The organism is Luteimonas sp. GW821-FHT14E02 (assembly GCF_058803905.1).
In genome coordinates this window covers 64,951-81,510 of the sequence record NZ_JBXAPK010000008.1, presented here as the reverse complement: position 1 = coordinate 81,510, position 16,560 = coordinate 64,951, and the positions used below count along the sequence as shown (strand labels likewise).

Here is a 16,560-nt window from a genome sequence, read left to right as displayed (position 1 = left end):
TCTCTTCATCTGCCCAGACCCGACGCCATGATCTCCCCATCCCGCATGTCCCGATTCGCCTTCGTCGCCGTCCTTCTGGTGTTGTGCGCGGGCGCGCTCGCGCCGCTCTCACCGGCACGCGCCGCCGGCGCAGCCACCGGCGTGGTCGGCGTGGACACTTCGCAGTTGGACCCCGAGTACTGGATCAGCCGTCAGCCGCAGGCCAGCAAGGTGATCCTCGATCGCGGCGCCATCGCCGCGCAGAACCGCAAGCTGCAGCAGAACGATCCGTCCCTGCATAACATCGAGTCGATCCCCACCACGCTCGACAGCAAGCAGGTCACGGACTGGATCAAGGCGCTGTCGGTACGACCGGCGCGCACGCTGTACGACAGCAGCGGCAAGGAGATTCCGAAGAAGGCCGTTGACGGCTGGATCGATCGCCTCAACCTGCAGGCGGTGCCGCAATCGCAGCCGACGCGTTATGGCCTGATCGTGAAACGCGCCGACCTGCGCACCTTCCCCACCACGCAGCGCGTGTTCAGTGCGCGCGGCGACACCGATATCGATCGCTTCCAGGAAACCGCCTTCTTCCCCGGCACGCCGGTGGTGATCGCACATGAAAGCCGCGACGGCAAGTGGTGGTTCGTGGTCGGCACGTTCTATGCGGCCTGGGTGGACAAGGAAGCCGTGGCGGAAGGCTCGAAGACCCAGGTCTTCAGCTACGTGCGCAAGGTGCCGTACCTGATCGTCACCGGTGCCACTGTCCGCACCGTCTACACGCCGAACCTGCCGCAGGTCTCGGACCTACAGCTCGACATGGGCGTGCGCGTTCCGCTGCTGAAGGAATGGCCCGGCAACCAGAGCGTCAACGGCCAGGCCGCCTACACTTCGCACGTGATCGAGCTGCCGGTGCGCAACGACGACGGCTCGCTGCGCACCGTGCCCGCGCTGCTGCCGCGCACGGCCGATGTTTCACCTGATTATCTGCCGCTCACGCCCGCCAATCTGCTGCGCCAGAGCTTCAAGTTCCTCGGCGAACGCTACGGCTGGGGCAACGACTACGGCACGCGCGACTGCAGCAGCTTCGTCTCCGAGGTATATCGCAGTTTCAACGTGCAATTGCCGCGCAATACGAGCGATCAGAGCGTGAGCCCGGCGCTGAACCGCCTCACCTTCAAACCCTCCGACCGCAGCAAGCGCGCGGCGGCGGTGAAGCAGTTGCAGATCGGCGATCTGGTCTACATCCCGGGCCACGTGATGATGGTGATCGGCAATGACAATGGCATGCCCTACGTCATCCATGACACCAATGGCGGCGCCTGGCTGGATGCGTCGGGCAAACTGGTGCGCGGCGATCTCAATGGCGTCTCGGTGACGCCACTGCCGCCACTGCGGATCAACCAGAAGCAGACCTACGTCGACCGCATCACCAACATCCAGCGCATCCGGCCGTAAGACAATTCTGGACGAACGCATGAAGGCTCTCCCGTGAAAATCACCGACATCCGCTTCGGCATGCTGCGCGTCCCGCTGAAGACGCCCTTCAAGACGGCGCTGCGCACGGTGGAGACGGTGGAGGACATCGTCGTCAGCATCCACACCGATACCGGGCATGTGGGCTACGGCGAGGCGCCGGCCACCGCGGTGATCACGGGGGATACGCACGGCTCGATCATCGAGGCGATCCGCAAATTCATCGCCCCGCGCCTGATCGGCGAGGACATCGCCAACCTCAATCGCATCACGCGCCTGATCCAGACCGCGCTGGAGCGCAACACCAGCGCCAAGGCCGCGGTGGAAATCGCCGTCTACGATCTGTGGGCACAGCTGTACGACGCGCCGCTGTACAAGATGCTGGGCGGCGGCGAGCCCGTGATCACCACCGACATCACCATCAGCGTCGACCACATCGACAAGATGGTGGCGGATTCGCTCTCGGCCGTGGAACGCGGCTTCGAGTCGCTCAAGATCAAGGTCGGCAAGGACATCGGCGTCGACATCGAGCGCGTCAAGGCGATCTACGCCGCCGTCGAAGGCCGCGCCCTGCTCCGCCTCGACGCCAACCAGGGCTGGACCGCCAAGCAAGCCGTGTTCGCGGTGCAGACGCTCGAGGATGCCGGCGTCCGCCTCGAACTGCTGGAACAGCCGGTGAAGGCACAGGACATCGACGGCCTGAAGTACGTCACCGACCGCGTGCACACGCCGGTGATGGCCGACGAAAGCGTGTTCGGCCCGCTGCAGGTCATCGATCTGATCAAGCTGCATGCCGCCGACATCATCAACATCAAGCTGATGAAGACCGGCGGCATCTCCAATGCGGTGCGCATCGCCGATATCGCCGCGCTGTACGGCGTGCAGTGCATGATCGGCTGCATGATCGAGACCAGCATCAGCGTGGCCGCCGCCGTGCATCTGGCGGTGGCGAAGTCGGATGTGATCACCAAGGTCGATCTCGACGGCCCCTCGCTGTGCGCGTTCAACCCGGTCGATGGCGGCGTGATCTTCAACGAGTCGGAAATCTCGATCAGCGATGCGCCGGGCCTCGGCATCCGCGAGATTCGCGGACTCGAAGCGATGACGGCCTGACAACGGGATTGCGGCGATGTCCCCGCTGCTGAAAATCCGCTCCCAGCGCGACCAGATGTCGGCGATCGAACGCCGCATCGCCGATTTCCTGCTCGAGAACGCGCACCTGCTGCGCGACTACTCCTCGCAGCAGCTGGCCAGCGCGCTCGGCATCAGCCAGTCGAGCGTGGTGAAGTTCAGCCAAAAGCTCGGCTACAAGGGCTATCCCGACCTCAAGTATTCGATCGGCGTGTCGGTCGCGCGCGGCGATGCCGGTGACGACGGCAACGGAACCACGCCGGACCCGAACGGCACGCATCCACATGCGGCGCTCGCCGGCGAACTCTGGCATGCCAAGGCCCGGGCCGAGGAGGAAACGCGGCTGATCAATCCGCCGGAACGCATCGACGCCATCGCCGATGCCATCCGCCAGGCCGGCAAGGTGTTCGTGCTGGGCCAGGGGTCGGATGGCATCGCCGCGCGCGCGTTCGCCATGAAGCTGTCGCTGCTCGGCATTCTCGCCGTGCATCATTTCGATCCGGCGCTGATGCCGTCCAGCATTTCCAGCGCCGGTGCCGGCGACGTGCTGATCGTGTTCTCCGAGCATGGCCGCCAGGCGGCGCTGTGCCAGGTGGCGCATCTGTTCCGGGAACATCACGGCAGGGCCGTGGCGGTGACGCGCCACACCGCGAATCCCTTGCAGGCGCATGCCGATTTTTCACTGCTGGTCTCGGCGCATGACGATCGTGCGCATATCGAACCGCTGCTCTACCAATCCGCCTTGCAACACCTGCTCGATCTCATCTTCCTGCTGCTGTGCGAGGACGCGAAACACTTCGAGCAGCTGGGCATCAACCTCGAACGCATCCAGCCGATGCTGGACCACTGAGTGCCGATGAACCGATCTTCCGTTTTCGCCCGCTTCGCCCCCGTTTGCCTCGCAATGGCCACGCTCATGCTTGCCGCTTGCGTTCACCAATCGCCGAAGGCCGATGGCGGTCAGGCCGTCGCATGGAGCAACGCCACCCAGATGATCGTGGTCACCACGGCGGATTGGAACGCGAATAACGGCACGCTGCGTACATACGTGAAAACACAGGACGGCGGCTGGCAGGCCGATGGCGATCCAGTCCCGGTCACGATCGGACGCAACGGCTCGGCCTGGGGCCTCGGACTGCATCCACAACCAACGCAAGCCGATGCGCCGGTAAAGCGCGAAGGCGACGGGCGCGCTCCCGCCGGCGTGTTCGCGATCGGCGAAGCCTTCGGCTACGGCGAGCGCGCCGAAACCGCCCTGCCCTACGCGCAGATGCGGGACACGAACTGGTGCATGGACGTTCCCGCATCCCCGCTCTACAACCGCATCGTCGATGCGAAACAGGTCGGCGAGGCCGCGATCCAGGGCTCCAGCGAACCGATGCGCCTGGACCTGCACAACAACGGCGACCAACGCTACAAGAATGGCTTCGTCATCGAACATAACCGCGAAGGCCGCGCCGGCGCTGGCAGCTGCATCTTCGCGCATCTGTGGAAAGCGCCCGGACAGACCACGGCCGGCTGCACCGCGATGGCGGAACCGGCGATGCAGCGCCTCTACGCCTGGCTGCGGCCCGAAGCCCATCCGGTATTCGTGCTGCTGCCGCAAAACGAATACGATCGCCTCAAGACCACCTGGCAGTTGCCAACGCCGTAAGGAGCACACCGCACGATGTCGATGACCACACGGGTCCTGCTGGGACTTCTGCTCGGCGCAGCGATCGGACTCGGGCTGGCGATCTGGGATCCCGGCGCCGCGAGCGCCACGGCCGGGTTCGTCAAGCCCATCGGCCGGCTCTGGTTGAACGCGTTGCAGATGACCGTGGTGCCACTGGTGGCCGCACTGGTGGTGCTGGGCGTGAACACGGCCAGCAATGCCGCCGCCTCCGGACGCGTGGCGCGCAACGCCATCATCGTGTTCCTGATCCTCCTCACCCTGGCGAGCGCGTTCGCCGCCTTCGCCGCGCCGCTGTTCCTGTCGCTGCTGCCGCACGACGAAGCCGCGGCCGCCGCTTTCCGCACCGCATTGGCGCCTGCCACGACCAATGCCGAGGCCACCACGCTCGGCGCCTCGATCGCGGCGATCATCCCCTCCAACGCCATCGCCGCCGCCGCGCAGAGCGCGATGCTGCCGCTGGTGGTGTTCTCGATGTTCTTCGGCTTCGGCCTGACCCGCATCGATGCCGAACGCCGCGCACGCATGCTGGAACTCGTGCAGGGTCTGGCCGACGTGATGATCGTGATCGTGCACTGGGTGCTGTGGGTGGCGCCGCTGGGCGTGTTCGCGCTCGTGCTCGCGGTCTGCGCGGAAGTCGGCTTGAAGACGCTGGGCGCGCTCGGCGGCTATATCCTGATGCAATGCTGCCTCTACATCTCGGTCACGCTGATGCTGTACGTGGTCGCGCGTGTTGCTGGCGGCGAACCGTTCAAGCGTTTCGCGCTGGCGATCCTGCCGGCGCAGACGATCGCCGCCAGCACGCAGTCGTCGCTGGCCTCGCTGCCGGCGATGATCGACAGCGCGCGCGAACGACTCGGCTATCCCCTGCACGTCACTTCGCTGGTGCTGCCGATGGCGGTGTCGCTGTTCCGCATCACCAGCCCGATCCAGTACATGGGCGTGGCCGCGTTCGTGGCGTGGCTGTACGGCATCGAGATTCCGACCATGCACCTGGTCGCCGGCATCGGCTTGGCTGTGATCATCAGCATGGGCTCGGTCGGCCTGCCGGGACAGGTCAGCTTCATGTTCACCAACATGCCGGTGACGCAGGCCATGATGCTGCCAGTGGAGCCGCTGGCGGTACTGATGGCGGTAGACACGATTCCCGACGTGTTCGCGACGGTGGGCAACGTCAGCGGTGGCCTGACCGCCACCAGCGTGGTCGCGAAGGGGGCCTCCCACGATGTCGAGCTCGCCGACAACGCGGGAGACGACCGGACGCGCGTTCCCGACGCCTGATCCCGCCGCAACGCCGCGCGCCGAGCGATTCCACATAACGATTCCACATGAGCCGCTCGCCGGGGTTGATCGCGACCATGATCGTCGCCATGGTGTCGGGATGACGGCAAGCGATCCCGGAACGACAGCAGGCATCTTCGGCGATTGGGACGGCAGCGTCGCGTCCGCACGCGCGCTGCAGGCGGAGCTGGCGAAATCGGTCGTGCTGCGCGACGAATTCCCCAAATCCCTGCGCGTGCTGGCCGGATTCGACGTCGGTTTCGAGGATGATGGCGCCACCACGCGCGCCGCCGCAGTCCTGCTGGACGCGCAGACGATGGAGCCGATCGACATGCAGGTCGCGCGCCTCCCCACGTCGATGCCCTACGTGCCGGGCCTGCTGTCCTTCCGCGAGCTTCCCGCCCTGCTCAAGGCACTCGAACAATTGCGGCAGAAACCCGATCTGGTATTCGTGGACGGCCATGGCGTCGCGCACCCACGCGGGCTCGGCATCGCCGCGCATTTCGGCGTGGCCACCGGCCTGCCGAGCATCGGGGTGGCGAAGAAGCTGCTGACCGGCAGCGGCCCCGAACCGCATCAGGTGCGCGGTGCCTACACCGCCTTGCGGGAAGGCGGCCGCCAGATCGGCTGGATCCTGCGCAGCAAGCCGAACTGCAATCCGCTCTTCGTCTCGCCCGGGCATCGCGTCGCGCTGGCGTCCGTCGCCGACCTGGTGATGCGCTACGTCACCACGTACCGGCTTCCGGAACCGACGCGGCTTGCGGACCGGCTCGCCTCGCGCCGCGACCGGGACAACGTTCACGCTGAGCCCGAACTCGACCTCTAGAATCGCGTTGCTTAGTATCTGTATCGCGACATCCGGGACTGCCCTGCGTAGCTGACTCGGAACCATTCCACGAGGAGATCGATCATGCGCCGTCGATTCGCATCCACGTTGTACGCTGGCTTCCTGCCATTTCTGTTCGCCGCATGTTCCACCTCGCCCGCCGGCGCGAGCGGCCAGCGCACTGTGCAGGATGGCGAAAGCTTCGCGATCGCGCACGGCGAACAGGTCGCGCTTCCCGACAAGAGCACGCTGCGCTACGTCAAGCTCGTCAACGATTCGCGCTGCGCGCCGGACGTGCAATGCGTGTGGGCGGGCGATGCGGAAGTCGAATTCGAATGGACAGGCGGTTCGGGCAGCCCACAGTCTTTCATCCTGCACACCGGACGTGGCGATCGCAGCAAGGATCTCGAGGGTCGCCGCGTGACGCTGGAATCGTTGGCGCGCGGCGCCGATCCGGAAGCGCGGCTACGGCTCGATACCACCCCGCAAAACTAATCCAGACAAGCATCTGGCAACAAAGGCGACGGCCTCATGCCGCCGTCATGGGGTGTCACCAGCGGGATCGCCATTCAAGGGCTTCCTCGCCGGAGGGGCGGATTGATCACGAACAACTATGACGCGTTCGCGGCGGACTACAGTGCCGACAACGAAAACAACGCCTGGAATGCTTATTACGAACGGCCGGCCATTCTGTCGCTGATCGGCGATGTCGTCGGCCTGCGCGTCCTCGATGCCGGATGCGGCAGCGGCGTGCACGCCCAGGCACTGGTTGAACGCGGCGCGATCCTGACCGGCATCGATGCGAGCGCCGGCATGCTGGACATCGCACGGCGACGCCTCAACGGCGGCGCGCACTTCCAGCTCGCCGATCTCGAACACCACCTGCCATTCGCCGATGGCGCCTTCGATCTGGTGATGGCATCGCTCGTGATGCATTACATGCGCGACTGGTCGCTTCCGCTCTCCGAGTTCCACCGGCTGCTCGTCAAGGGAGGACGCCTGGTCTTCTCCACGCATCACCCCTTCATGGATCACCAGTTCGCCGGCGGGGACAACTATTTCGAGACCTACAGTTTCACCGACACCTGGGAACGTGGCGGCAAGTCTTTCTCGATGCGTTTCTGGCATCGCCCGCTGCATGCAATGATCGCCTCTCTGCAATCGGCCGGGTTCCGCATCGAAACCCTGGCCGAGCCTCAACCGGACGAAAGAGCCCGCACCCTTTTCCCCAATGCCTATCGAAGCCTGACGACAGCGCCTCGCTTCATATTCTTTTCGGTGTCGAAGCCCTGATTCGGCAGCGCGGGCGGACTCCGGCATCTGGGCCGACGACGCGTTCCGATCAAGCCCTACAGGCTACGCCCCGACCGGGATGCACTGTTTCGCAGCGCATCGTGCAAGGCGCGATTCGAAGTGCGATGCTGACCGCCATCGCTTTTCGCAGGGAATCTCGCATGACCACCATCATCGCGCCCCGTGTCCATGACTTGGGCGGTTTCGAAGTCCGTCGCGCCGTGCCGTCACTCCAGGCACGCAGCATCGGTCCGTTCGTGTTCGTCGACCACATGGGACCGGCGGTGTTCGAGCGCGGACGCGGCATCGACGTGCGGCCGCATCCGCACATCGGTCTGGCGACGGTGACGTTTCTGTGGAGCGGTACGATCACGCATCGCGACACGCTCGGCTCGGATCAGGACATCACGCCCGGCGACGTCAACTGGATGACTGCCGGTTGCGGCATCGCCCATTCCGAACGCACGCCGCTGACGTTGCGCGAGCACGAGCATCCGGTGCACGGCATGCAGACCTGGGTCGGTCTGCCGAAGCCGGACGAGGAGACCGCGCCGTCCTTCCATCACCATCCCGCCGCGACGCTGCCGCGCATCACACGCGGTGGTGCATCATTGCGCCTGATCGCAGGGCGCGCCTACGGCGAGGAGTCGCCGGTGCGCGCCTTCAGCGAGATCCTCAACGTGGCCATCGATCTGGAACCGGACGCGGAAATCGCGATCGATGCCGATCATGTCGAGCGCGCGCTCTACATCCTCGAAGGCGAAGCGCAGCTGGACGGCGCCGACATCCCGCAACGCCACCTGGTCGTGCTCGATCCCGGCAGCCGTGCCGTGTTGCGCGCGAAAACGCCACTGAAAACCATGCTGTTCGGTGGCGAACCGCTCGACGGCCATCGCCACATCTGGTGGAACTTCGTGTCCTCCTCGAAGGAACGCATCGAGCAGGCCAAGCAGGACTGGCTCGAAGGCCGTTTCGGCAAGATCGCGGGCGACGACGAGTTCATTCCGCTGCCGGAACGCTGATCCCGCCTTCCACCCATGCTGTTCGCTGGCGCGGGAAACCCGCGCCAGGATGATCAGCCATCCGCTCCCTGGGTCGGATGTGCGCGCAACCAGGTCACCAACGCATCCAGTTCGCGCTTCTTTTCGTCGTTCAGAAGATCGGGATCCGTCACGAACAGATATTCCTCGAACGTCGCGTTCTGCGCGTTCCTGGCCGCGGCATTGGCGCCGGCTTCCAGCAGATCCATTGCGCGCTGCGGCCTGTTGATCAGGCCGGCGACGTGCAAGGCGGTATTGCCGCTACGATCGGGATGGTCGGGATTCGCCCCCGCGGCGAGCAGCATCTTGAACTGATCGGCGCGATCGCCCATCAAGGCGGAGCTCAACGGCGTCGCTCCGCTCCCGGCGTCCGGAACGTTGGGATTGGCACCATGCGAGAGCAAGGCTTCGAGATAGACGGGATCGTTCGCCGCCGCCGCCATGTGCACGACGGTGCTGTCGTCGACGCCCGTCTGCGCCGGATCGGCCCCCGCATCGAGCAGGATGTTCATCGCCGACACGTTCTGGTTCAGCAGCGCCCATTCGAGCAGCGTGACGTTCTGATCGCCCCTCGCGGCCAGATCGACTTTCGGTGCGAGTTGCCGCACGCGCGCATCGTCCTTCGCAGTGATCGCCTCGGCCAGTTCCGCGACCGACGGGTCTTCGAAGATTTCGCGAGTATCAATGCTTGCCATATCCAGTTCCTGCTGTTGTCATGCCCCGAAACAGCGATGTGTTCCGGCGAGATCGTACACGGTCCTGCCACCTGAGTGACGGGTTCAGAGTTGCGGCCCTTGGCGGTACTGCGTCAGATCCTGTGCCGCCGCGATGTGCGGCGCCTGGTCACGCGCCTGCATGAATTCCAGGACGCTCTGCTGAAACGGCTGTAACAGCGCCCCCGCCGTGTTCATGGGAACCCGCTGATGCGCCGGATTCTGCGAATCCCCCTGCAGGACGAAGAAATCCTTGCCGTTGAGGCTCGGCATGATGCCATCGATGCGTTCCAGCCCGTTCGCGTTCGCGACCACCATTGCCGCCGCCGCGGTGTTCTGCAGTTCCCGCTCGCTCTTGATGTTGAACTTCTCGGGGCCGACCTGCTCGATCGCCTGCAGCGCCTGCTTGTAGAGGGGATCGGCACCGAGCATCTCCATCGCCCGCAGCCTTTCGAGAGGATCGAGATGCAGCTTCAGCCCCTCGATGACATTCGACATGAAGTGTGATTTGACGTCGTGCACGGACTTGTTGCCCGGCACGTATGACATCATGCCTTCACGCGGGAACGGATCGTCCAGCTTGATCTGATATCCCAGCGCGGTTGGCACCCAGCCCTGCCAATTCTCTTGAGTCCTGGTGAGGATTTCATCGGTAACGGAATAGGCTCTGACCTGCCCGTCCTTGAGCTTATCCCGCACCTTTTCGGGATCGAATCCCATGTCGGACAGGAGCTTGTTGTGCACTCCAGCCGCGTTGAAGGTGATCGCCGTATTGCCAGTCACGACGGAAGCGAGCGCCGCCTGCCCTCCACCCTTCGAGTGTCCGACGAAGATCAAATCCGGTCCGTATGCTTTCTGCGCCAGCTTGGCCAACAGGACGGTCTCGTTGTGCTGCGGCGAATCCAATCCGGCTCCCTGCTTCAAGTTGGCCAGCCAATCCTTCATCGAACTCGTGCCTTTGAACGAGACGATGCCGCCCAGGTCCGGATCCTCGTACACGCGCGCCTGGAATCCGCTTTTGGTGGACAGGATTCTGGGGTCGATTCCCAGTTTCGCCAGCCGATCCTCCCCCAGTGGCTTCCAAGTGAGCATGGGGTTGATGGCGGATGGTCCATAGACGTCCTTCGCGAGCAAGGCGCATGTCATGTCCGCCAGCTTCGGTTCGGTGCCGTGGAACTTGCTCGCCAGGGAAAGCATCGGGGTCGACGTCTTCAGGTCGAGCGCTTCGAGGCTTCGGGCCTGTGAAAAAAGATGGGTGCTCACCCTTGGGACGGTCGTCTCAAGGGCATGGCTCGCTCTTGGTGCAGCCGCATCGAGCGTGGCTCGCCATAGAAATTGCTTCGCCATTTCGAATTCCCCTTGCCTTGGTTTTCGCTCAGATGCGGGACGATAAGGTCACGGAGTGTCTCCTGCCGTGACGGATGATTCATTTTTCAATCGACATGAAACTCGCACAGGCAGTCATCGGTCTTGCACGTCCGTCAGTGACGATGCCAAGGCAACGCCTCCGGCCACAGGATTGCCGGAACAGCCACGCACATTGAAAAACGACACACCGAAGGGCAGCCGCATGATCGCGACTACCTTCGATGTGCCAAAAAAACCGGTCGGTCAGACCGACATCGTGCGTCGCTGTTCGCGCTCGCCCTGCAGATGCTCGGGTTGCGACGACTGCAGCTGCGCCGCGCTTTGTTCCATCGGCTGCGAGCGCGCCTTTTCCCCATCGACGAACACGCGGCGATGCCCCGGATCGCCCAGGTCGCCGGCGATCAGGAAGAAGCCGTTGCCGTTGCGATCCGGCACGAGATGGTCGATGCGATCGAAGCCGTTGTTCTTCGCCACCACCGCGGCGCTCGCGGCCGCGTTCTGGACATCCTGCTCGCTGCGCAAGCCGAGCGCGGCCGTATCGGTTTTCTGCAAGCCACGCAGCGACTGGTCGAACAACGCATATCCGGGATGGCTGGGATCGGCCAGCGACGCTCCGGCGGAGCGTGCACCGCTCGCCCCGTTGTCGGAGAGCATCGTGCCGCGATCCTTCGACCATTCCGGCTTCGCCAGCGCCATCGCGTCGATCACCGCGTCGATGTAGTGGTTCTTGACGTCATGCTTGATGTCGCTGATCGGGTTCAGTTTCTGCCAGAAATTCTGCGGATTCGGATCAGGCAGTTCGATCTTGTGGCCGACCGCGTCCGGCATCGCCCACTTCAACGGGATGCTCTTTTCCTGCAGGTCGGTGAGGATCTCGTTCTTCACCGCGTATCGTCGGACCAGGCCGTCCTCGGCATATTCCTTGACCGCATCGGGATCGAGGCCGAGGCGTCGGATCGTCTTGTCGTGCACACCGGAGGCATTGAATGTCACCGCGGGGATACCGCTGGCGATCGCCGCGGCGCCGGCCAGACCGCCGCCGAGCGAGTGGCCGGTGATGACGACTTCGTCACCGAAGGCCACGCGCGCGTCCTTCGCCAACGCCATGGCCTGGTTGTACTGCGCATCCTCGAAGCCGAGGCCCTGGCGGAAATTGGTGAGCCAGTCCTTGCCTTCGTCGGTACCCGAGAACGCCAGCACGTAATGGCCCTTGCCATCGCCGTAGATCAGCGAACGGAAGCCCGAGCTTTCATCGTGCAGTTTGTTCGGGTCGATGCCCACCGCCTTCAGCTGATCGTCGCTCAGCGCGCTCCAGCCGTCGACGTTGGTTGGACGGTCGCGGCCGTAGTGATCGTCGTACAGATCGGCCATGAGCTTCGCGAGCGTCAGGTCGATTTCTTTGGCATCCTGGCCCCGCACCTGCGAAGCAAACGAAGGGCCTTCTCCGGCCGCGGGAATACTGGTCTGCTGGCTCATCCTGAAACTCCCCTTATGTCCTTGAGTTTGTCGAGACTAGTTGTTGCCGGAGGTCGCCACGCGGCGTCTCCGGCGCTGTGAATCAACCCTCTTCCACCGGGATCCCGTGTTCGCGCAGCCAGGCCTGGACGGCCTCGCGATCACGCCGGCTCTCGTCCGTGAGCAGCTTGACGGGGGTCATGTTGAGGTAACGCTGGAAGGTGGCGCCCTGCGTATTGCGTGCAACCGGATCGGCACCGGCCAGCAGCAAATCGAGCGCGTGCCCGGATTCGTTGATCTTGCCGGCCACGTGCAGCGCGGTATTGCCCTGGCGGTCGGCGTGGTTGGGATTCGCGCCCGCGGCCAGCAGCGCCTTGAACTGGATGGGACGCTCGCCCATCAGCGCGGCACTCAGCGGCGCGGCGCCGGTCTGGCTGTGCGGCGTGTCGGGATGGGCGCCATGCGCCAACAGTGTTTGCAGGTAGATCGGATCCTTGGCCATCGCCGCGAGATGCACGACGTTGCTGCCATCGATGCCTGTCTCGGCGGGATCCGCGCCGGCGACGAGCAGCGCGTTCAACCCCTTCGGACTCTGGTTCAACACCGCCCATTCGAGCAGCGTGACATTCTTGTCGCCATGCGCCCGCAGGTCAGTGCCCTGCGCCAGGCGCTGCACGCGCGCGGCGTCGCCTTCGGCGACCGCCTCGGCCAGTTCGGCCACCCGCGGATCGGCGAATATCTGGTGAACATCCACTTCTGTCATCGTCACTCCTCCTGAGCGCAGCCCCAAGCTGCCGGCAAGGCCGACATCATAAGCATGGACTTCGGCACGAACGAGACGGAATGACCACGTCCCTCGTCCCTGATCCCCACACGGCCTCCATGCCGCGATGTGATGAGGATAGCAAGCTTTCAAAGCCGATGTGAACTGCGTGACGGCCTTCACGTAACAGCAACATTCTCACCCTTTGTTTGGATTAGGGTTTGCACCGGCCGGTTGGCGGCTTTTTCACGGGGACTCCCTCAATGCAACTTACGAAACGGTTGGCGGCCGAATTCCTCGGCACCTTCTGGTTGGTGCTGGGCGGCTGCGGTAGCGCGGTATTGGCGGCCAAGTTCGGAGGCGACGGCAATCCGCTCGGCATCGGACTGCTCGGCGTCTCGTTGGCCTTCGGTCTGACGGTGCTGACCGGCGCCTACGCGTTCGGCCACATCTCCGGCGGACACTTCAACCCTGCCGTCACTTTCGGCCTGTGGGCCGGCGGACGATTCTCGGTCAAGGATGTGGTGCCCTACGTCGTGGCCCAGGTGGTCGGTGCGATCGCTGCGGGCTGGGTGCTGTTCCAGATTGCCAGCGGCGCGAGCGGTTTCACCATCGACCCGACCTCGGCCGGCGCCTTCGCGACCAACGGCGTCGACGCCTTCTCGCCCGGCGGCTACTCGGCCGCAGCCGGCTTCCTGACCGAAGTCGTGCTCACCGCGGTCTTCCTGATCGTGATCATGGGCGCCACGCACGCACGCGCGCCGGCGGGCTTCGCCCCGATCGCGATCGGCCTGGCCCTGACCCTGATCCACCTGATCAGCATCCCGGTCACCAACACCTCGGTGAACCCGGCCCGCTCCACCGGCGTGGCCCTGTTCGTCGGCGGCGGCGCTGTCGCACAGCTGTGGCTGTTCTGGGTGGCGCCGATCCTGGGTGGTTTGATTGGCGGGATCATCTATCGGTGGTTGGGTAGCGAGCGCGCTTGACACGCTACGCCGGTTGGCGCAAAAGCCACGCCCAAGGGCGTGGCTTTTTTATGCGCGCCGATTAAAGTCCCATGATCTCAGAAGATCGCGACATCAAGTCATGGCCAAGAAAGAAAAACCCCTCAAGATTCCAGGGGAAGACGACTGGATAGGGTACGAATCAGACTTGGACGCGAAGTACGCCCATCGATTGATGTACGGCAAGAGCAATGAAGAGATACAGCACTTATTTGGCGGCGCTCAATCGATTGATCGCGCAGATGAGCTCTTGTTCATGCCCAGGCGCGCATTTCAATACTATGTCTTTGCCTTCGCGCAGTATGTGATGTCTCCGGAAGCCAAAGACGATCCGGATACAGCCAGTCCGTTCCTAAGGCTTCTCATCTCCCGTGAAGAGCGCGATCCAAGCAGCGTCTCCTTGATCTATCAGAGGCTACGGCCGATTGTGGACTATGTCGTTACGCACCAGGAATGGTTCGACGCGGACCTAGACATCTACGGCAATTTTTTTGATCTCGGAACCCGACTGCACGAGTTGTGCGAAGTCACGTAGCGCAAAAAACAAAGAGTCAGCGATCGAGCAGAAGCTTGCGAATAAGCGCCAAATATAATTCTGGCAGCACTTCAAGATCTCCCACTGCTACATGCTCATCCACCTTGTGGATGCTGGCATTCACCGGCCCAACCTCGATGCACTGCGCCCCCAGCGGCGCGATGAAGCGCGCATCGGAAGTTCCGCCACCAGTACTTTCCTCAGGCCGCTCACCCAAATAGCCGGCCAACACCTCACGCGCTGCGGCACGCAGCACACCTTCCGGCGTGTAGAACGGCTCCCCGCCACGATGCCAATGAATCGCGTATTCGAGTCCATGCGCGCGCAGAACCACCTCGCACTCAACTTCCAGCCGAGTCGCATCCCAATTCGGGTTGTAGCGAAGGTTGAACAGCACCTGCAGCTCACCGGGAATCACATTATTGGCCCCAGTACCAGCATGCACATTGCTGATCTGCAGACTCGTCGGCGGAAACGTCTCGAATCCCTCATCCCAGCGACGCACGGTGAGTTCGGCCAACGCCGGCAACGCCTGATGGATCGGATTGCGCGCCTTTTCCGGATACGCGACGTGCCCCTGCACGCCTTTCACCGTCAACGTCGCCGACAACGTGCCGCGCCGGCCGACGCGCAGCAGATCGCCAAGCTTCTCTTTGGAAGAAGGCTCACCGGTGATGCACCAGTCGATACGTTCGCCACGACCGCGGAACGTCTCGGCGACACGGCGCACGCCATTGATGGCATCGCCCTCCTCGTCCGAGGTCAACAGCAGCGCGACCGTGCCGGGATGATCCGGATGCGCTGTCACGAACTCCTCCAGCGCGACCACGAACGCGGCCACGCTGCCTTTCATGTCGGCCGCGCCGCGCCCGTACAGCGCGCCATTGCGGATCGTCGGCACGAACGGACCGCTCGTCCAGGCTTCAGGCGGCCCGGGCGGCACCACATCCGTATGCCCGAGCAGGACAAGCACCGGGCCGCCACTGCCGTGCGTCGCCCAGAGATTGTCGACAGCGCCGTAGCGCAGATGTTCGCAGACGAAACCCGCCTGTCGCAGCCGATCGGCGATCAGCGCCTGGCAGCCGGCATCTTCGGGCGTCACCGAAGCACGCTGGATCAGCGCTTGCGCAAGTTGCAGCACGTCGGTCATGGCGATGTCCCGCGGGAACGTCTCATCGGAGGCCGCCGTCAGATCCCGAATCGCTTCTTGAACCCGTTGTCGCTGAACCCCTGCGTGACGACGCCGTCATCGGTCACCACCACGGGCCGCCGGATCAGCTGCGGATGCTCGCGCAGCAGCAGCTTCCATTCCGCCTCGGAACCCGGCGACTTTCGGCCGTCCGGCAACTGCCGCCAGGTCGTCGACGATTTGTTGATCAGCGCATCGAAACCGCCCGCCCGGCGCGCCCATTCGACCAGCGTCTCCGGCGAAGGCTTGTTGTCGCAGTAGTCGACAAAGTTGTAGCGGACGCCGAAGCGGTCGAGCCACTTCGTCGCCTTCTTGCAGGTATCGCAGTTCTTTAATCCGTAGAGCGTGGTCATGAGTCACTATCTGCCTGCCCGCCTTGCGCGATCAATATTTTCAACGAGACGCTCCATGATCTTGTTTCGCGAGAATGGATTCAACTGGAACCCCGACATCTTCGGGACGAAGGCGATTTCATTTCCGAATTTTCCAGCCGTTCGCAGCCACAGCGTAATGCGTTGCGGATTCGAGAATCGGCTGATATCGACATTCATGATGTCGGACAGCCGCACACGATCCTCGACGCCACCACGCCTGATCAGCAGGGAATCGGCTCCCAGCTTCACCTCATCCGCAAGGCTCCAGACAAAAAAACGGAATACGGCCGCGCCTCCCACCAGCATGAAAAGCATCACGATGATGACGAACCAGTCCTGTGAAATATTGTTTTTCAACAGCGCGGGCACGACGACCGCCGACAAGATCCCGATCCAGAGCAGCGGAAAAATCCGTTTGAGAAAAAATGTCTGCCCGGAAGAGATCGTTTCCATAAAACCCT

General features: G+C 63.6%; 18 protein-coding genes. 11 read left to right on the top strand and 7 right to left on the bottom strand.

The window, feature by feature from the left end; all coding sequences use genetic code 11:
* The first annotated feature begins 45 nt into the window (after positions 1–45).
* The 9 genes from AC1RNP_RS14110 (at position 46) to AC1RNP_RS14070 (ending at position 8,680) form a co-directional block, all read left to right on the top strand.
* Positions 46–1,437: a C40 family peptidase gene (locus tag AC1RNP_RS14110; RefSeq protein ID WP_493051907.1), complete on the top strand. Its 1,392-nt coding sequence runs from the start codon at positions 46–48 to the stop codon at positions 1,435–1,437.
* Positions 1,438–1,470: 33 nt separating this feature from the next.
* Entirely contained in the window at positions 1,471–2,568 is a 1,098-nt protein-coding gene (locus tag AC1RNP_RS14105) for a dipeptide epimerase (protein WP_493051906.1), read from the top strand.
* A 16-nt stretch (positions 2,569–2,584) separates the two neighbouring features.
* The gene (locus tag AC1RNP_RS14100; protein WP_493051905.1) at positions 2,585–3,436 is read left to right on the top strand and encodes a MurR/RpiR family transcriptional regulator; all 852 of its coding nucleotides are present in this window, start codon (positions 2,585–2,587) and stop codon (positions 3,434–3,436) included.
* Between the two features lie 6 nt (positions 3,437–3,442).
* The gene (locus tag AC1RNP_RS14095) at positions 3,443–4,240 is read left to right on the top strand and encodes a L,D-transpeptidase family protein (RefSeq protein ID WP_493051904.1); all 798 of its coding nucleotides are present in this window, start codon (positions 3,443–3,445) and stop codon (positions 4,238–4,240) included.
* A 15-nt stretch (positions 4,241–4,255) separates the two neighbouring features.
* On the top strand, positions 4,256–5,539 hold the full coding sequence (locus AC1RNP_RS14090; protein WP_493051903.1) for a dicarboxylate/amino acid:cation symporter: 1,284 nt from the start codon (positions 4,256–4,258) through the stop codon (positions 5,537–5,539).
* Positions 5,540–5,639: 100 nt separating this feature from the next.
* Positions 5,640–6,365, top strand: coding sequence for a deoxyribonuclease V (gene nfi, locus AC1RNP_RS14085; RefSeq protein WP_493051902.1), 726 nt, complete (start codon positions 5,640–5,642; stop codon positions 6,363–6,365).
* Between the two features lie 84 nt (positions 6,366–6,449).
* Positions 6,450–6,860 (top strand): hypothetical protein, encoded by a 411-nt coding sequence (locus tag AC1RNP_RS14080; protein ID WP_493051901.1) that lies wholly within the window; start codon positions 6,450–6,452, stop codon positions 6,858–6,860.
* A gap of 102 nt (positions 6,861–6,962) precedes the next feature.
* The gene (locus tag AC1RNP_RS14075; protein ID WP_493051900.1) at positions 6,963–7,658 is read left to right on the top strand and encodes a class I SAM-dependent methyltransferase; all 696 of its coding nucleotides are present in this window, start codon (positions 6,963–6,965) and stop codon (positions 7,656–7,658) included.
* Positions 7,659–7,819: 161 nt separating this feature from the next.
* The gene (locus AC1RNP_RS14070) at positions 7,820–8,680 is read left to right on the top strand and encodes a pirin family protein (protein ID WP_493051899.1); all 861 of its coding nucleotides are present in this window, start codon (positions 7,820–7,822) and stop codon (positions 8,678–8,680) included.
* Positions 8,681–8,733: 53 nt separating this feature from the next.
* Here AC1RNP_RS14070 and AC1RNP_RS14065 read toward each other — a convergent pair whose 3' ends face one another.
* The 4 genes from AC1RNP_RS14065 to AC1RNP_RS14050 form a co-directional block, all read right to left on the bottom strand.
* Positions 8,734–9,393 (bottom strand): ankyrin repeat domain-containing protein, encoded by a 660-nt coding sequence (locus AC1RNP_RS14065; RefSeq protein WP_493051898.1) that lies wholly within the window; start codon positions 9,391–9,393, stop codon positions 8,734–8,736.
* An 84-nt stretch (positions 9,394–9,477) separates the two neighbouring features.
* Entirely contained in the window at positions 9,478–10,758 is a 1,281-nt protein-coding gene (locus tag AC1RNP_RS14060) for a Tle-like phospholipase domain-containing protein (RefSeq protein WP_493051897.1), read from the bottom strand.
* Positions 10,759–11,022: 264 nt separating this feature from the next.
* Positions 11,023–12,255, bottom strand: coding sequence for a Tle-like phospholipase domain-containing protein (locus tag AC1RNP_RS14055; protein ID WP_493051896.1), 1,233 nt, complete (start codon positions 12,253–12,255; stop codon positions 11,023–11,025).
* A gap of 82 nt (positions 12,256–12,337) precedes the next feature.
* Positions 12,338–12,997 carry an ankyrin repeat domain-containing protein gene (locus tag AC1RNP_RS14050; RefSeq protein ID WP_493051895.1) on the bottom strand — a complete coding sequence of 220 codons (660 nt, stop codon included), beginning with the start codon at positions 12,995–12,997 and terminating at the stop codon, positions 12,338–12,340.
* A gap of 263 nt (positions 12,998–13,260) precedes the next feature.
* On the opposite strand from AC1RNP_RS14050, the gene aqpZ reads away from it, so the two are divergent.
* Together aqpZ and AC1RNP_RS14040 are read left to right on the top strand one after the other, a co-directional pair.
* Positions 13,261–13,983, top strand: coding sequence for an aquaporin Z (gene aqpZ, locus AC1RNP_RS14045; protein ID WP_493051894.1), 723 nt, complete (start codon positions 13,261–13,263; stop codon positions 13,981–13,983).
* 100 nt (positions 13,984–14,083) lie between these two features.
* Positions 14,084–14,536: a hypothetical protein gene (locus AC1RNP_RS14040; protein ID WP_493051893.1), complete on the top strand. Its 453-nt coding sequence runs from the start codon at positions 14,084–14,086 to the stop codon at positions 14,534–14,536.
* A 16-nt stretch (positions 14,537–14,552) separates the two neighbouring features.
* On the opposite strand, the gene dapE is transcribed toward AC1RNP_RS14040, so the two are convergent.
* The 3 genes from dapE to AC1RNP_RS14025 are packed head-to-tail and all read right to left on the bottom strand — an operon-like array spanning position 14,553 to position 16,552.
* Positions 14,553–15,686 carry a succinyl-diaminopimelate desuccinylase gene (dapE, locus tag AC1RNP_RS14035; RefSeq protein WP_493051892.1) on the bottom strand — a complete coding sequence of 378 codons (1,134 nt, stop codon included), beginning with the start codon at positions 15,684–15,686 and terminating at the stop codon, positions 14,553–14,555.
* A gap of 38 nt (positions 15,687–15,724) precedes the next feature.
* Complete coding sequence (locus tag AC1RNP_RS14030; protein ID WP_493051891.1) at positions 15,725–16,078, bottom strand: Spx/MgsR family RNA polymerase-binding regulatory protein; 354 nt, start codon at positions 16,076–16,078, stop codon at positions 15,725–15,727.
* A gap of 6 nt (positions 16,079–16,084) precedes the next feature.
* A complete protein-coding gene (locus AC1RNP_RS14025; RefSeq protein ID WP_493051890.1) occupies positions 16,085–16,552 on the bottom strand; it encodes a hypothetical protein in 468 nt (155 codons plus the stop codon).
* Positions 16,553–16,560 lie beyond the last annotated feature (8 nt).

What these genes read in the sequence shown, in the direction of transcription:
- AC1RNP_RS14110 (WP_493051907.1), top strand. Translation starts at nt 46, where the DNA reads ATGTCCCGATTCGCCTTCGTCGCCGTCCTTCTGGTGTTGTGCGCGGGC.
- AC1RNP_RS14100 (WP_493051905.1), top strand. Translation starts at nt 2,585, where the DNA reads ATGTCCCCGCTGCTGAAAATCCGCTCCCAGCGCGACCAGATGTCGGCG.
- AC1RNP_RS14095 (WP_493051904.1), top strand. Translation starts at nt 3,443, where the DNA reads ATGAACCGATCTTCCGTTTTCGCCCGCTTCGCCCCCGTTTGCCTCGCA.
- AC1RNP_RS14090 (WP_493051903.1), top strand. Translation starts at nt 4,256, where the DNA reads ATGTCGATGACCACACGGGTCCTGCTGGGACTTCTGCTCGGCGCAGCG.
- nfi (WP_493051902.1), top strand. Translation starts at nt 5,640, where the DNA reads ATGACGGCAAGCGATCCCGGAACGACAGCAGGCATCTTCGGCGATTGG.
- AC1RNP_RS14080 (WP_493051901.1), top strand. Translation starts at nt 6,450, where the DNA reads ATGCGCCGTCGATTCGCATCCACGTTGTACGCTGGCTTCCTGCCATTT.
- AC1RNP_RS14070 (WP_493051899.1), top strand. Translation starts at nt 7,820, where the DNA reads ATGACCACCATCATCGCGCCCCGTGTCCATGACTTGGGCGGTTTCGAA.
- AC1RNP_RS14065 (WP_493051898.1), bottom strand. Translation starts at nt 9,393, where the DNA reads ATGGCAAGCATTGATACTCGCGAAATCTTCGAAGACCCGTCGGTCGCG.
- AC1RNP_RS14060 (WP_493051897.1), bottom strand. Translation starts at nt 10,758, where the DNA reads ATGGCGAAGCAATTTCTATGGCGAGCCACGCTCGATGCGGCTGCACCA.
- AC1RNP_RS14055 (WP_493051896.1), bottom strand. Translation starts at nt 12,255, where the DNA reads ATGAGCCAGCAGACCAGTATTCCCGCGGCCGGAGAAGGCCCTTCGTTT.
- AC1RNP_RS14050 (WP_493051895.1), bottom strand. Translation starts at nt 12,997, where the DNA reads ATGACAGAAGTGGATGTTCACCAGATATTCGCCGATCCGCGGGTGGCC.
- aqpZ (WP_493051894.1), top strand. Translation starts at nt 13,261, where the DNA reads ATGCAACTTACGAAACGGTTGGCGGCCGAATTCCTCGGCACCTTCTGG.
- AC1RNP_RS14040 (WP_493051893.1), top strand. Translation starts at nt 14,084, where the DNA reads ATGGCCAAGAAAGAAAAACCCCTCAAGATTCCAGGGGAAGACGACTGG.
- dapE (WP_493051892.1), bottom strand. Translation starts at nt 15,686, where the DNA reads ATGACCGACGTGCTGCAACTTGCGCAAGCGCTGATCCAGCGTGCTTCG.
- AC1RNP_RS14030 (WP_493051891.1), bottom strand. Translation starts at nt 16,078, where the DNA reads ATGACCACGCTCTACGGATTAAAGAACTGCGATACCTGCAAGAAGGCG.
- AC1RNP_RS14025 (WP_493051890.1), bottom strand. Translation starts at nt 16,552, where the DNA reads ATGGAAACGATCTCTTCCGGGCAGACATTTTTTCTCAAACGGATTTTT.